The sequence below is a fragment of the uncultured Arcticibacterium sp. genome, from assembly GCF_964021845.1.
Classification (GTDB): domain Bacteria; phylum Bacteroidota; class Bacteroidia; order Cytophagales; family Spirosomataceae; genus Arcticibacterium.
The window spans coordinates 299,859-314,992 of sequence record NZ_CAXHZC010000003.1 but is presented as its reverse complement, the minus strand read 5'-3'; the positions used below and the strand labels follow the sequence as shown (position 1 = coordinate 314,992).

At 36.7% G+C, this 15,134-nt stretch carries 10 protein-coding genes; 8 read left to right on the top strand and 2 right to left on the bottom strand.

Annotated features, from left to right (window positions below; genetic code table 11):
- Position 1: 1 nt before the first annotated feature.
- The gene (locus AADJ06_RS10855; RefSeq protein ID WP_341226467.1) at positions 2–1,639 is read left to right on the top strand and encodes a DUF1501 domain-containing protein; all 1,638 of its coding nucleotides are present in this window, start codon (positions 2–4) and stop codon (positions 1,637–1,639) included.
- A 3-nt stretch (positions 1,640–1,642) separates the two neighbouring features.
- On the opposite strand, the gene msrA is transcribed toward AADJ06_RS10855, so the two are convergent.
- Positions 1,643–2,170, bottom strand: coding sequence for a peptide-methionine (S)-S-oxide reductase MsrA (gene msrA / locus AADJ06_RS10850; RefSeq protein WP_341226466.1), 528 nt, complete (start codon positions 2,168–2,170; stop codon positions 1,643–1,645).
- Positions 2,171–2,269: 99 nt separating this feature from the next.
- Here msrA and AADJ06_RS10845 point away from each other — a divergent pair, with 99 nt between their 5' ends.
- From AADJ06_RS10845 to gldJ, 3 genes are all read left to right on the top strand, one after another.
- Positions 2,270–3,157, top strand: a complete 888-nt coding sequence (locus tag AADJ06_RS10845) for a PPK2 family polyphosphate kinase (protein ID WP_341226465.1) — start codon at positions 2,270–2,272, stop codon at positions 3,155–3,157.
- Positions 3,158–3,238: 81 nt separating this feature from the next.
- Positions 3,239–6,595 carry a transcription-repair coupling factor gene (gene mfd, locus AADJ06_RS10840; RefSeq protein ID WP_341226464.1) on the top strand — a complete coding sequence of 1,119 codons (3,357 nt, stop codon included), beginning with the start codon at positions 3,239–3,241 and terminating at the stop codon, positions 6,593–6,595.
- Between the two features lie 72 nt (positions 6,596–6,667).
- On the top strand, positions 6,668–7,927 hold the full coding sequence (gldJ, locus tag AADJ06_RS10835; RefSeq protein ID WP_341226463.1) for a gliding motility lipoprotein GldJ: 1,260 nt from the start codon (positions 6,668–6,670) through the stop codon (positions 7,925–7,927).
- 52 nt (positions 7,928–7,979) lie between these two features.
- Here gldJ and AADJ06_RS10830 read toward each other — a convergent pair whose 3' ends face one another.
- Positions 7,980–8,666 carry a phosphoribosyltransferase family protein gene (locus AADJ06_RS10830; protein ID WP_341226462.1) on the bottom strand — a complete coding sequence of 229 codons (687 nt, stop codon included), beginning with the start codon at positions 8,664–8,666 and terminating at the stop codon, positions 7,980–7,982.
- Between the two features lie 11 nt (positions 8,667–8,677).
- Here AADJ06_RS10830 and AADJ06_RS10825 point away from each other — a divergent pair, with 11 nt between their 5' ends.
- From AADJ06_RS10825 to mnmG, 4 genes are all read left to right on the top strand, one after another.
- Positions 8,678–9,043 (top strand): hypothetical protein, encoded by a 366-nt coding sequence (locus tag AADJ06_RS10825; RefSeq protein ID WP_341226461.1) that lies wholly within the window; start codon positions 8,678–8,680, stop codon positions 9,041–9,043.
- 9 nt (positions 9,044–9,052) lie between these two features.
- Complete coding sequence (locus AADJ06_RS10820) at positions 9,053–9,817, top strand: exodeoxyribonuclease III (protein WP_341226460.1); 765 nt, start codon at positions 9,053–9,055, stop codon at positions 9,815–9,817.
- A 12-nt stretch (positions 9,818–9,829) separates the two neighbouring features.
- Entirely contained in the window at positions 9,830–13,135 is a 3,306-nt protein-coding gene (locus AADJ06_RS10815; protein ID WP_341226459.1) for a DUF4175 family protein, read from the top strand.
- Positions 13,136–13,271: 136 nt separating this feature from the next.
- Positions 13,272–15,134, top strand: coding sequence for a tRNA uridine-5-carboxymethylaminomethyl(34) synthesis enzyme MnmG (gene mnmG, locus AADJ06_RS10810; RefSeq protein WP_341226458.1), 1,863 nt, complete (start codon positions 13,272–13,274; stop codon positions 15,132–15,134).

Genomic DNA, 15,134 nt, shown 5'->3' with positions numbered 1-15,134 from the left:
TATGGACAGAAGAAAATTCATAAAGAACACATCTGCTGGACTTGGAGCCATTGGAACGATGAAGGTCGGAGATATAAACCTCTCTTCTTTTAACTCGCTGTACCAAGTAGGGGAGGAAAACGACAATATTCTGGTAGTGGTTCAGCTATTTGGTGGCAATGACGCCATAAACACCATCGTACCTTTTGAATGGCCAGATTATTACAATCGATTTAGGCCAAGAATAAGTATTCCTAACAATGTCTGCCTACCTTTTGCAGATCCTAAAGATGGCTCTGCCATGCATCCTTCATTAGGAAGTGGCGTAAAAGGTGGAATGCATGGACTGTATGAAGCAGGTAAGCTTTCAGTGATACAGGGCGTAGGCTATAGCAAGCCAAATCTTTCGCACTTTAGATCTACAGACATTTGGTTTTCTGGAATAGTGCCTCAGTCTGATGGCCAAGTCCTTTCTACAGGCTGGTTAGGCAGGTATTTTGACCAATATAAAAATGAAAACCTTCCTGAAAGCCCATATTGCATTCATGTTGGAGACAGTCCATTACTGATGTTTCAAGGGCAAGAAGAAGAAAATGCAATTTTACTTGAAGATCCTGAAGAGTTATTTGAAAGAGGGAAAGAGGTAGAAAGCGAAAAAATTGACGTTGATGAAAACTCACTTTTCTCTGAAGAATTTGACTATATAAACGATGTTGGAGTTAAGATAAATCATTTTTCAAAGTCTGTAAAAGAGGCATTTGACAAAGGGAAAAACACAGAAACTTATCAAAACGATGGGCTCTCAAACCAAATGAAATTGGTAGCCAGGCTTATTGACGGAGGTTTAAAAACTAAGGTTTATTCTGTAAGCCTCGGTGGATTTGACACACACTCCGGTCAGGGTGGTTTAGAAGGCGTTCATAGCTCGCTCCTTAAAAAAATGAGTGATGCCATATCTTCTTTTCAGTCTGATATTGAGGCCCTTGGCCATTCAAAAAGAGTGATAGGGATGACCGTTTCTGAGTTTGGAAGAAGGCCTTATGAAAATGGAAGCCAAGGTACTGACCATGGTACTTCTAATGTGATGTTTGCTTTTGGCGACCAGGTAAAAGGCGAAACCTTTGGTAGCAATGTAGCGTTTCTTCCTTTCTATGACCATGAAAACCTAGCCTACCGATATGATTTTCAAAGTATTTATCAAGAAGTGCTAAGAACCTGGTTTGGAGCATCTTCTTTCTTTACAGAAGAAATTTTAGGGGGTAAGTTTGCCCTGATAGATAAGGTAGGTTTCTTAAAAGATACCGAAAAAGACGACTCTTTACCTGCACAGCCTGTTATTCCAGAGGTAAATGTAGACCCACGCTCTCCGAGCAACCCCTACAGCCCTTATAATGTCTCGGAACAAGACGTTTTTAAAGCTTTCCCAAACCCTACAGTTGATGGTAAAATAGCTTTAAGCATGGTTCTTTATGTAGCCGCCAAAATTGAAATTACCCAATTTGATATCAAAGGAAAGCCTTATGGTGTTCTTCTCAAAAAAACAGATTACAGGCAAGGTGCTTATGTGGTAAACCTTCAACTTAAAGGAGGTCATGGTTTTCATTTATTACATATAAAAGCCAATAACCGCAACCATTACCTGAAAGTTATCAGAATGTAATGCCTACTTTAAACGACTAGCAAACACCTTCTTAAACTTCTCTACCTTTGGTTTTACCACCATGGCACAGTAAGGATTTTGCCCATTTTCGTTAAAGTAGTTTTGATGATAATCTTCTGCTCGGTAAAAAGTTGTAACTGGCTCTAATAACGTCACTATTGGGTCGTCAAAAACGTTTTCCTCAGACAGTTTTTTCACAATACCCTCAGCAATCAATTTTTGCTCCATATCATGATAAAAAATAGAAGAACGATATTGCGTGCCTACATCATTTCCTTGTCTGTTTAACGTGGTAGGGTTATGCGTTTTAAAAAACACTTCTAATAACTCCTCAAAGCTTATTATATCTTTATCAAAAGTTACTTTCAAAACCTCGGCATGACCAGTTTCACCAGTACAAATATCCTTATAGCTTGGGTTTTCTAAGTGTCCTCCCATATATCCAGAAACAGCAGTTTCTACGCCTTTTAGGTTTTGAAAAACTGCCTCTACACACCAGAAACAGCCTGCGGCCAATGTTGCTACGCTCATATTTTTATTCTCAGATTCCATATCGTTTTTGTAGATTGCTTACCTCTTTAGAACAAAAGGAAACCCCATTTTAGTTTAGAACTATTAAATAAAATATCAATGTCAAAAATAAAAGGTGACGACTACCAATTTGATGGAAAAGGGAAATTCAAAATAAATGAGGTTAAAACCAAAATAAAGGACTTTTATGACGGTAAAGACGATTACTCTAGTCAATTAAAGGAGCTTCAGTGCGAGATAGATGCCCTTCAAAATATGATGTATGCTCATGATAAATATGGCATGCTCGTAATTTTTCAAGCCATGGATGCAGCAGGGAAAGATGGCACCATGAAACGTGTATTTGCCAATGTGCACCCATTAGGAACTGCTTTCTACTCATTTAAAAGACCCAGCTCTAAAGAATTAGACCATGACTTTATGTGGCGATGCTACAAGGAACTTCCAGAAAGAGGGAAAATAAAGGTCTTTAATCGCTCTTATTATGAAGAGGTTTTGGTAGTAAAAGTGCATCCTGAAATACTAACTGACGTTCAAAAAATTCCTTCCGAAATTTCTAGTAAAAAAGATGTTTGGGAAAAGCGATATAAAGACATCAAGAACTTTGAAGAATACCTGAGCAATAACGGCATTGTGGTAGTCAAATTTTTCCTAAATGTGTCAAAAAAAGAACAGGGCGAAAGGTTAATTGCCCGTATAAACGAGCAAGATAAAAACTGGAAATTTGAGGCTGGTGACATTAAAGAAAGAGGGTACTGGGATGACTATCAGCAGGCTTATGAGGATTTAATTAATGAAACATCTACTAAGGATTGTCCATGGCACATTGTCCCAGCTGATGATAAAAAGAACATGCGACTCATAGTGGCCAAAGTATTACAAGAAAAGCTAAAAACGCTAGATATTTCTTACCCAGAATCTAGCGATGAGAGACAAAAGGAATTATTATCTTTTATTAATGTTATTAATAAGCAAAATGAAGAGTAACATTTTGTTTTAAATTTGTGTGATAACAAAGACGCCCAGAACTCGGAGCGTCTTTTCGGTATTTGAATACATTAGACTTACGTGATAGCAGAAGAATTCCTTAAAATATTTCAAGAAGATAGTTTTGTCCAAAATATCCGTGAACAGCTTAAAGGCTCTGAACGAGTACAAATTGAGGGTCTACACGGCAGTTTAGATGCTGTTTTGGCGGCTAGTTTCTATAAAAAAGCCCAATATTCTGGTCTGTTTATTCTCCCCGAAAAAGAGGATGCAGTCTATTTTTATAATGACCTCAGAAACCTCCTTGGAGAAAAAAACGTCTTCTATTTCCCTGCTTCGTACAAAAGGCTCTTTGAATACCAAGAAATAGAAAACGCCAACGTGCTCTTACGTGCTGAGCTAATTACCAAACTAAATCAAGGCTTAGAAAATGCCCTTATAGTTACTTATTCTGAGGCAATTACAGAAAAGGTTATCAACAAGAAAAGCTTAGTAGCCAACACCCTAAAGCTTAGAAGCGGCGAAACGCTAGACCTTAATTTCATTACAGAATTACTGGTTTCTTATGAATTTGAAAAGACGGACTTCGTTTACGAACCCGGTCAGTTTTCTGTCCGTGGCGGTATTGTAGATATTTTCTCGTTTGCTTCTGACAAGCCTGTTCGTTTAGAGCTTTGGGGTGACGAGATTGACACCATGCGTTACTTTGACCCAGAAACTCAGCTATCTATAGAAACGCTGGAAGAAGTAACCATCATTCCGGATGTAGAGCATAAACTAAAAAAAGAAGAAAGAGAATCTTTCTTTGGTTTCCTTCCAGAAGATTCACAAATCTGGGTAAAGGACATAAATTATTGCCTTGAAATAGCAAAAGAGAACTTTGAAAAGGCTAAACTTTCTGTGGAAAGTATGGTGGACAAAAGTGGCGATATTCAAGTCGTTTTTGATGCGGATGAGAGCTTCTTAACAAGAGATTTGGTTAAAGAAGATATTGAAAAATTTAAGACCATTGAATTTGGTCGTAGATTCTTTTACAATCACGCTTTAAGGCTTAATTATCCATCAAAGTCGCAGCCTTCTTTTAACAAGGAATTCAAACTTTTAATAGAAGACCTTTCAGAAAGGCAGTCAAAAGGCTTTAGCACGGTCATTTGTTCTGATCAAAGCAAGCAATTAACAAGGTTAAAAAGGATATTTGAAGAACTTGACCCTCAAAACAAATTCATACCAGGTAACTTTTCTTTAAGAGAAGGTTTTGTGGACCAACAGTCCAAAATAGTTTGCTATACAGACCACCAGATTTTTGAACGTTATCACCGATATAACGTAAAAGAGAAGTTTTCTAAGTCAAAAGCCATTACCATAAAAGAGCTTAAATCGCTCAAACCAGGTGATTTTGTAACGCATATTGATTACGGAATTGGTCGTTTTGCGGGCATGGAATTCATTGATGTAAAAGGTCGTAAACAGGAAGCCATCCGACTGATATACAAAGACAATGATTTGCTTTTTGTAAACATTCACTCGCTACATAAAATTGCCAAATACTCCGGAAAAGAAGGCCTTCCGCCTCCAATGAGTAAACTTGGTACAGGCGACTGGGAAACCAAGAAAAGCAAGGTTAAACGACAGGTTAAAGACATTGCGAAAGAGTTAATAGCTCTATACGCTAAAAGAAGGGCGGCTCCGGGTTTTGCTTTTAACCCAGATACCTATTTGCAGATAGAATTAGAGTCTTCTTTCCTCTATGACGACACGCCAGACCAAGCCAAAGCCACGGCAGATGTTAAAGAAGACATGGAAAAACCAAACCCTATGGATAGGCTAGTTTGTGGAGATGTGGGTTTTGGTAAAACAGAAGTTGCTATCAGAGCTGCATTTAAAGCTGTTGCCGATGGAAAACAAGCAGCAGTACTGGTTCCTACCACTATTTTGGCGATGCAGCATGCAAAAACCTTCAGAGAAAGGTTGGAAAAACTTCCTGTAACGGTAGATTATCTTAACAGATTCAAGTCTGCTGCAGATTCTACCAAGACTTTAAAAGAACTGAAAGCTGGAAAAGTTGATATTATCATAGGTACGCACAGACTCCTAAATAAGAAGATTGAATTCAAAGACCTTGGCCTATTGGTTATTGATGAAGAGCAAAAGTTTGGTGTAAAAGCAAAGGACAGAATTAAAGAGATTAAGCATAATGTAGATGTGCTTACACTTACGGCTACGCCAATTCCAAGAACGCTGCATTTCTCTCTAATGGGTGCTCGTGACTTGTCAATTATTGCTACACCACCACCAAATAGGCAACCAGTTACCACAGAAGTAAAGGTTTTTCAAGAAGAAGTTCTGAGAGACGCACTTTCTTACGAGCTACAGCGTGGCGGGCAGGCCTTTTTTGTTCATAATCGTATAAAAGACATTGATGCAATAGGAAATATCATCATGAGACTGGTTCCTGATGCTAAAATTGGGGTGGCCCATGGCCAAATGGACGGTGATAAACTAGAGAAAATCATGATGTCATTTATAGAAGGGGAAATTGACATCCTTATTTCTACCAATATCATCGAATCTGGGCTTGATATTCCTAATGCCAATACCATCATCATAAATCACGCACATATGTTTGGTATGTCTGATTTGCATCAAATGAGAGGTAGGGTAGGGCGTTCAAATAAAAAAGCCTTCTGTTATTTATTGACCCCTCCATTGTCTGGATTGACACGAGATTCTAGAAAAAGGCTTCAAACTCTTGAAGAATTCTCTGATTTAGGCGATGGCTTCAAAGTAGCCATGAGAGACCTCGATATTAGAGGAGCAGGAAACCTTTTGGGTGCAGAACAAAGCGGCTTTGTCAATGATTTAGGTTATGAATTGTATCACAAAATACTGGATGATGCAGTTTCTGAACTAAAAGAAACCGAATTTAAGTCCCTTTTCGAAAAAGAACTTTCTGCCAAAGAATTTAAAGTAGAAGACTGTCAAATAGAAACAGATCAACAAATCCTTATTCCAGATAGCTATATCACCAATATTTCTGAAAGGCTTTCCGTTTATAACTCTATTGATGGTTTAAAGACCCAAGAAGAGCTAGATTCTTTCAAAAACTCTATCCACGATAGGTTTGGAAAACTACCAAAAGAGGTGGAAGACCTGTTTGAAATAGTAAGAATAAGATGGAAAGCAGAAACCCTAGGTTTTGAAAAACTAACATGGAAAAATAATATCCTGAAAGGCTATTTCGTTTCATCAAAGCATGTTGAATATTATCAAGCAGATAAATTTGGCAGAATTCTTGATTACGTTAAAGTGCACCCTAAAAAGTGTACGCTGAAGCAAATCAAAGAAAAGCTAGTTTTGAGTGTTCAAAACGCTGATTCTATTCAAAAAATAGAAACTTTCTTTGATTCCGTTTTAGAGCATGTTGACAAAAAACAATAGAATTTACCTTCGGGTTAAACATTAATTACATTTGCGATTGCTTTCGCATGAAATAAATAAATAATAAAACTAATGAAGAGACTATTTTTAGGTGCTTCACTTGTAGCTACGTCGCTTTTCCTATTTACAGGCTGTAAAGAGAACAAAAGAACAAGTATGGATCCCGGTAAAACCAATGGTGCAACCGGTTTATCATACGGAGATAAAAAAACAGACGGTTATAAAGCCGAGAGTTTTGCAGGCCAGCCTGCAGCTCCAAATATGGTGTTTATTGAAGGTGGTAGATTTACCATGGGTACCGTAGCTGAGGATATCACTTTTACAAGAGATAATCTTGAAAGAACCGTAACTGTTGCCTCTTTTTACATGGATGAGGCTGAAATCTCTAACATTGACTACTTATTTTACCTTTATAATATTCAGTCAGATTCAACTGCTGAGTTTTATGAATCTGCCTTACCTGATACTACAGTATGGCAAAATTATATGTCATTTAATGACCAATACGTTGATCATTACCTAAGATACCCTGGTTTTAGAATGTACCCGGTAGTTGGTGTTTCTTGGATTCAGGCCTCAGATTATGCCAATTGGCGTTCGGAAGCTGTAAACAATTCTCTTTCTCAAGGTGGTGGTGAAAAGAAAAAAGGCATCTCTTTTGGTAAGAAAAAGAAAGCAGAAGAGGGTCTTGCAGAATCTGCTCCTGTTTCAGACGGAGGAAGAAAAGCAATTGAATCAGGTACTGTTCTTCCAAATTATAGACTTCCTACAGAAGCAGAATGGGAATATGCTGCTAAAGCGATGATTGGAACGCAGTATAATGATGAAAATCAGGCAAATCAAAGAATTTATCCTTGGGATGGCTCTTCTTTAAGACAAGACAACGGAAGAGGTAAAGGTATGATGATGGCAAACTTTAAGCGTGGTCGTGGAGATTACGCTGGTATAGCCGGTCGCCTTAACGATCAAAATATCATTACTGCAGAAGTATACTCTTTTGAACCAAATGATTTTGGTCTTTATAATATGGCTGGAAACGTTAATGAGTGGGTATATGACTTATACCGTCCTGGTTCTTATCAGGATTTCAATGACCTGAATCCAATCAGAAGAAATGATTACCAAGATGAGGATGCTATGTATGACTCAAAAAATTATAACTCTTTGATTGACAATAATCAGCGAGTTTATAAAGGAGGCTCTTGGGCCGATGTAGCCTACTGGTTATCTCCTGGAACTAGAAGATACATTGATCAAGATTCTTCAACTGCTACTATTGGTTTTAGATGTGCCATGATTTCTGTAGGTGCACCTAGCAAAAAGAAAATGTAATCCGTTTTATAACTTATTACCCAAAGCCTTGGTCGAAAGATCAAGGCTTTTTTTATAGGGCTGCCGCCAAAGTTAAAATTGATAATTCTGAGCAACCAGCCTTCATTAATTCTCCTCCAGCTATCTCTAATGTTGCTCCGGTGGTTAACACATCGTCTACCAGAGCTATTCTTTTTCCTTTTATTGCATCCATGTTGGTTATACTAAATACACCTTCCATATTTTCAAATCTTTTATATCTCGATTTATTCGTTTGAGTTTCTGTAAATTGATTTCTTATTAATAAACCCGTGTTAAATTCAATGTTTAACACTTCTGCAATACCTTCTGCTATTTGGTCAGCTTGGTTATAACCTCTTCTTTTTTGTTTGATAGGGTGCAGCGGAATGGCTAATAATAGGTCTATTTCTTTATCAAATCCTAACGTTAACAATTGATTACCAAACCATTTTCCCATAAAATTGGCAAGTTCAGGACTGTTCTTATACTTTAGTTTATGCAAGATATTTTGTACTGGTCCGTTTTTTACAAATTGTAAAAATGAATAAGTATTTTTAATATTAAGCTTACCCCAGAACTTCTTATCTAACTTTACTTGTTCATTTTCGTGAAGAGCTATTTTAGGAAGCGAAAGGTTACACTTTATGCAAATATGATTTTCATAGACATGGAGTGTGCTAAAACATGCTGAACATAGCCGCGGATACATTAATTCTATTGCATATTGTAATGGATTCATATTGTTAAATTATGTCAAAAATAACTGATAACCAAGATGTTGAACAAAAGTGGAAACATATTCTACTTTTCTTTAAGCAGACAATCGGCAAAAAACCATCCGATTTGAAAGGTGTTTTATTTCTTATCGGCATTCAAGAACTGGGTAAAGGACCTGAGCATTTTTCTAAGGAACAAAAGCAGGATCTTATACATATTGCCACCTGTAAAGTATTAAGCAAAGGTGGTTTCTATACGTTAATTGGTACGGATGAAGAGGGATGGCCACACTGGGAGTTAGTTAAAGAATTACCTCCCTTTGACCTATTTTCGCAAGAAAACCTACTGAAACACTACGTAATAGAATATTTCAAAGATGAGATAGGTCTTCATATTTAAACAGAATTAATGAAAATATTTACGTTTAACGTTAATGGAGTAAGAGCCGCAATTAAAAAAGGACTCATAGAATGGTTATCTGAAGAAAAACCTGATATTCTCTGTTTGCAAGAAATAAAATTGTCCGAGACCGAATTAGTGGAAGACCAATTCAAGGATCTTGGTCTTAACTGTTATTGGTACCCTGCCCAAAAAAGAGGGTACAGTGGTGTAGCCATTTTAACTAGGGTAAAACCAGATATTGTAGAATATGGAATAGATATTGAGCAATTTGACTTTGAAGGCAGGGTTATAACGGCTCATTTTAAGAGCTTTACTTTAATCTGTGCGTATTTTCCATCAGGAACTACGGGAAGTATTAGGCAAGATCTTAAGATGGAATTTTTAGTTGAAATGGAACGCTATATTTCTAAGGTTCAAACTAAAACTAAAAACATAGTTTTATGTGGTGACGTGAATATTTGTCATACCGAAATAGATATTCATAATCCTAAAAGTAATAAGAACAGTTCTGGTTTTCTTCCAGAAGAGAGAGCGTGGGTTGGTTCCTTTTTAGATTTAGGGTTTATTGACACTTTTCGTCAATTCAATAAAGACCCACATCATTATACTTGGTGGTCTTATAGGGCAGGCTCACGTGGAAAAAACTTAGGCTGGCGTATTGACTACCTTTTTGCTAGCAAAGAAATGGAAGAGAGACTTATGCATGCACAAATTCATCCTGAAATAAATATGTCAGACCATTGTCCAGTTTCGTTAGAGTTAAAGGATTAAAATATTGATATAATGACTAGTTCAATTCAAACGCTTCTACAAAAAATAGAAGAGTACAAAGACAAATTCTATAAAAACCAGCTTTTAAAAGGTGGTTTAATAGCTGTTTCATTATTGGTCTCTTTGTTCCTTTTTGTCAATTTTATTGAATACTTTGGCCGATTAGGGAGCGTTTTCCGAGGCATTCTTTTGCTACTTTTTATAGTGGTATCGCTCTATACCTTGGTTTTCTTGATAGGTAAACCCCTTTTACACTTCTTTAAAATGGGGAAAAGAGTCAGCAATAAAGACGCAGCAGCTGATATAGGTAAGTTTTTTCCTGAAATAGGGGATAGGTTACTTAACACACTCCAATTGTCAGATAATAGCTCTAAAAACAATGCCCTTCTTTTAGCCAGTATTGAACAAAAAAGTGCTAAACTAAGTCCATTTCACTTTACCGATGCCATCAACCTTAAAGAGAACCGGAAGTATCTCAAATACACACTACCTCCTTTGGTGATATTGCTATTTATTTCAGCCATTTCTCCCACTTTTTTCAACAGTAGTGAGCGAATTATTAATTTCCGTAAAGAGTTTGTAGAAGAAGCCCCTTTCCAATTCAAAATCGTGAATGATAATCTGGAAGCCTATAGAAATGAGGATTTCACGCTAGACCTCAAACTTGACGGTGACGCCATCCCTGAAGAAGTCTTTTTGATATACAATGAAAGACGCTTCAGAATGAACAATACGGGCGATAATAACTATTCTTACACTTTTAATAAACTTCAGCAGGGAGTTAATTTTAACTTCTTGGCATCTGGTTTCCAGTCAGAACATCATGAATTAAGCCTTTTAAATAGGCCAGAACTGCTTTCTTTCGATATAGAAGCTCAATACCCCAGATATTTAGGTAAAAGCCCTGAAAGGCTAGAAAATGTAGGAAATTTGATAGTTCCTGAAGGAACCAACATCCGTTGGTTATTTAATACACAATTTGCCGATTCTGTCTCCGTCATTTTCAATCCAAATGCTATTTCAAGTGAGCCTAGTATACTAAATACTACTAAAAATCATTCGAATCAATTTTCTGCTAGAAAAAAAATGTCAGAATCTTCTGATTATAAGTTAATTATAAAAAATAATACAACTTATAATAACGAAAACATTGCCTATTATATCAACGTAATACCTGATTTACACCCAAAAATTAAATTAGAGCAAATTAAGGACACTACACTGTACAATTATATAGCTCTTGGTGGAAATATTGCGGACGATTACGGCCTTTCAAAATTTCAATTGAAATATAAAAAGAAAGGTGCTGAAAGCGATCCTTACAAAGCTTTAGATGTCAGTTTTAATCAAAATCAGCTTTCGCAATCATTCTTTTATCAATTTGATGTAGCCTCTTTGGCTTTGGACCAATCAGATGAAATTGAATACTTTTTAGAAGTTTGGGATAATGATGGGGTTAATGGAGCTAAGTCTTCCAAAACTTCAATCATGACTTTCGGAATGCCGTCTTCTACAGAATTTGACCAGGAAGTAGAAAAGCAAATAGAGGAAACTGAAAGCAAAATGGATAAACTACTTCAAAAATCTAAAGAGCTTCAAAAAGATATTGACAAGCTTGATCAAGATCTTAAGAGTAAAAAGAAATTAGAATTCCAAGATAAAAAACGCCTAGAGGAGCTAGTCAAGAAACGTGAAGACATGCTAAAGGATCTTAAAGACCTTCAAAAGCAGTTTGACCAAATGCAGGAAAAACAAAATCGTTTTCAAGAACAAAACCCACAGACTCAAGAAAAGATGGAACAGTTGCAGAAACTTCTTAATGAGTTAATGCAAGATAAAGAGAATCAGCTTTTCGAACAGTTGGAGGAAATGTTGAAGAAAAACGAAGATGAAAAAATTCAAGACCAACTTCAGAAAATGAAGGAGCAAGATAGAAACCTGAATAAGGATATAGACAGAGCTCTTAAGCTTTTTAAAAACATGCAGCTTAAACAAAAAGTAGAGCAGGTAGCTAAGGAATTAGAAAAGTTAGCTGAGAAACAAGAGGATCTTGCTGAAAAAACAGAAGAGAATAAAGACGCTGCTAAAAACAAAGAACTAAAAAAAGAGCAAGAAAAATTAAGTAAGGAGTTCGAAGAGAAGAAGGAAAAACTAGAGGATATCCGAAAGTTAAGTAAAGAGTTACGTAAGGAAATGGATACCGAAAAGAAGAAACAAGAGGAAACTTCTGACGAACAAAAGAAAGCGGAAGACAGCTTAGAAAAGCAAGAAAATTCCAAATCGAGTAAAGCTCAAAAGAAGGCTGCCCAAAATATGAAATCTATGGCAGCAAAAATGTCAGAGTCTATGAAGTCTGCTGAAATGAAACAGCTTGATATAGACCTTGAAGCTTTAAGAGCTATTCTCGAAAACCTAGTTACACTTTCTTTTGACCAAGAACAAGCAATGAAAGATTTAAAAGGTCTATCTAAATCTGACCCCCGTTTCATTGATCTTTCTCAACAACAGTTAAAACTTACTGACGATGCACAAGTAATAGAAGATAGTCTATACTCTTTGGCTCAGCGTGTCATGCAAATAGAATCTTTTGTTACTAAAGAAGTAACCGCCATGAAGAATAGTATGGACCAATCCATCCAATTGCTTAAAGATAGGAGTTTACCAAAAGCCGCAGCCAAACAGCAGTTTTCTATGACCTCTATTAATAACTTGGCTTTAATGCTTAGTGATACCTTTAATCAAATGCAAGAGATGATGGCCATGTCTATGCCCGGAAGTGGGAAGGGGGGAAAGAAAGGTAGTATGCCAATGCCCGGTATTGGTGAACAACAAAAGAGTCTCAATGAAAAAATGAAAAGCTTAGGTCAAAGTGGGAAAAATGGTTCTGAGTTATCAAAAGAACTAGCCAAATTAGCTAATGAGCAAGCTCAAATTAGAAAGCAGTTAGAGAAAATGCAGGAGTCTTTAAACGGTACTGAGGCAGGAAAGAAAGTAGGGGATGAATTAAAAAAGCTACAAAAAGAAATGGACGCCGCCGAGAATGAAATAGTCAATAAGAGAGTTAATCCTGAATTAATAAAAAGGCAATTAAAACTTGAAACTAGATTACTAGAGGTAGAAAAGGCGGTTAAAGAACAAGAGCTAGACCCAAAACGAAAATCCAAAACAGCCTTAAATTTTGAAAGAGAATCTCCGCCGTCATTAGAGAATTTTATGAAAGAGAAGGAGAAACAAGTAGAACTTATAAGAACTACTCCGCCTAATTTCACTCCATTCTATAAGCGTGAAACAGATAATTATTTCAGGAGAATTAACTAATCAGCCCATTATATAAATTTGTAATGGCTTTAAAATTGGTGTTTAAACACCTAAATAAAAACAATAAAACGACAGTGTTTCACGTGGAACTAAGAAGCATTAAATAACGAAGGTTTCACGTGGAACAGTAATACATATGTTTCCAAAATACGATGTAATAGTAGTAGGGGCAGGACATGCCGGATGCGAAGCTGCACACGCAGCCGCAACCATGGGTTCTAAGGTTTTACTTATAACAATGAACCTACAAACCATTGCCCAAATGTCTTGTAATCCCGCAATGGGCGGCGTGGCAAAAGGTCAAATAGTAAGAGAGATTGATGCCTTAGGTGGAATGTCAGGTATAATATCTGATGAAACAATGATTCAATTCAGGATGCTAAATAGGTCAAAAGGTCCTGCAATGTGGAGTCCAAGATGTCAAAGTGATAGACAGAAGTTTGCCGAGTTATGGCGGTATAAACTAGAACAGAATCCTAACGTTGACTTCTGGCAAGAGATGGTTACAGGCCTTATTACGGAAGATGGTGTCGCCACTGGTATCAAAACATCTCTTGGTTTAGAAATAAAAGCAAGTTCCGTTATCCTAACAAACGGTACTTTTCTAAATGGTCTAATCCATATTGGAGAAAAACAGTTTGGTGGCGGAAGAGCAGGGGAGAGTAGTTCTGTTGGAATAACTGCCGACCTAATAAAACTAGGTTTTCAATCGGGACGAATGAAAACAGGAACACCACCAAGAGTTGATCAACGTTCCATTAACTTCCAAAAGATGGAAGAACAACTAGGTGACGAAAAGCCTGAAAGATTTTCATACACCGATACCAATATCACAACCGACCAAAAGAGTTGCTGGATATCCTTCACCAATCTAGCTGTACATGAAGAACTAAAAAAAGGCTTCGATAAGTCTCCTATGTTTAATGGAAGAATACAAGGTCTTGGTCCTAGATACTGCCCATCTGTAGAAGATAAAATAAATCGTTTTGCTGATAAAGACAGCCATCAAATATTCTTAGAACCAGAAGGACGTGATACAGTAGAAATGTATGTCAACGGATTCTCTACTTCACTTCCAGAAGATATCCAATTTAAGGCATTAAGGAAAATTCCTGGCTTCGAAAATGTTAAGATGTTTAGACCAGGTTATGCCATAGAATACGATTTTTTTCAACCAACTCAACTAAATTCTACCTTAGAAACACAACTAGTAAGTAATCTATATTTTGCTGGTCAGATAAACGGAACTACTGGCTATGAAGAAGCAGGTTCACAAGGATTAATGGCCGGAATTAATGCTCACCTAAAAGTACATAACAAAGAGCCTTTTGTTCTTAAGAGAAATGAAGCTTACATAGGAGTACTAATAGATGACCTTACTAACAAAGGCACCGATGAACCTTATAGAATGTTTACTTCAAGAGCTGAGTTTAGAACATTACTACGCCAAGACAATGCAGACATCAGGTTAACTAAAAAATCAAATAATATTGGATTAGCCTCTGATACCAGATTAGAAAAGGTAAACCATAAGATAGAATCCTCTCAAAACTTGATGAAACAACTCGCTAGCATCAAAGTAGAACCACTCCAAGTTAACGATTACTTAAGCGAAAATAAGTCTTCAAAACTTAGAGAAAAAACTACACTTAATAATCTACTGAAAAGACCAGAGTTGAATATTGATAATCTTAGAGCCATTTCTCCCGAACTAGATACATTACTTCTAACACTGACTCCTGAAATAGCACAGCAAGCGGAGATTAACATTAAGTATGAAAGATATATAGAGAAGGAAGTGACTATGGCAGAAAAAATGAACAAGCTTGAAAACTTGTCTATCAATCCTGACTTTGATTATAGTAAATTGACCTCCCTATCATATGAAGCAAGACACAAATTAAAAGATATCAAACCAGAAACATTGGGACAAGCTTCTCGCATAAGTGGTGTTTCACCTGCAGATATCTCCGTTCTTATGATATTCCTTGGTCGTTAA

Coding starts and splice junctions, on each gene's coding strand:
- AADJ06_RS10815 (WP_341226459.1), top strand. CDS start 9,830: ATGACTAGTTCAATTCAAACGCTTCTACAAAAAATAGAAGAGTACAAA.
- AADJ06_RS10830 (WP_341226462.1), bottom strand. CDS start 8,666: ATGAATCCATTACAATATGCAATAGAATTAATGTATCCGCGGCTATGT.
- AADJ06_RS10820 (WP_341226460.1), top strand. CDS start 9,053: ATGAAAATATTTACGTTTAACGTTAATGGAGTAAGAGCCGCAATTAAA.
- mnmG (WP_341226458.1), top strand. CDS start 13,272: ATGTTTCCAAAATACGATGTAATAGTAGTAGGGGCAGGACATGCCGGA.
- AADJ06_RS10845 (WP_341226465.1), top strand. CDS start 2,270: ATGTCAAAAATAAAAGGTGACGACTACCAATTTGATGGAAAAGGGAAA.
- AADJ06_RS10825 (WP_341226461.1), top strand. CDS start 8,678: ATGTCAAAAATAACTGATAACCAAGATGTTGAACAAAAGTGGAAACAT.
- msrA (WP_341226466.1), bottom strand. CDS start 2,170: ATGAGCGTAGCAACATTGGCCGCAGGCTGTTTCTGGTGTGTAGAGGCA.
- AADJ06_RS10855 (WP_341226467.1), top strand. CDS start 2: ATGGACAGAAGAAAATTCATAAAGAACACATCTGCTGGACTTGGAGCC.
- gldJ (WP_341226463.1), top strand. CDS start 6,668: ATGAAGAGACTATTTTTAGGTGCTTCACTTGTAGCTACGTCGCTTTTC.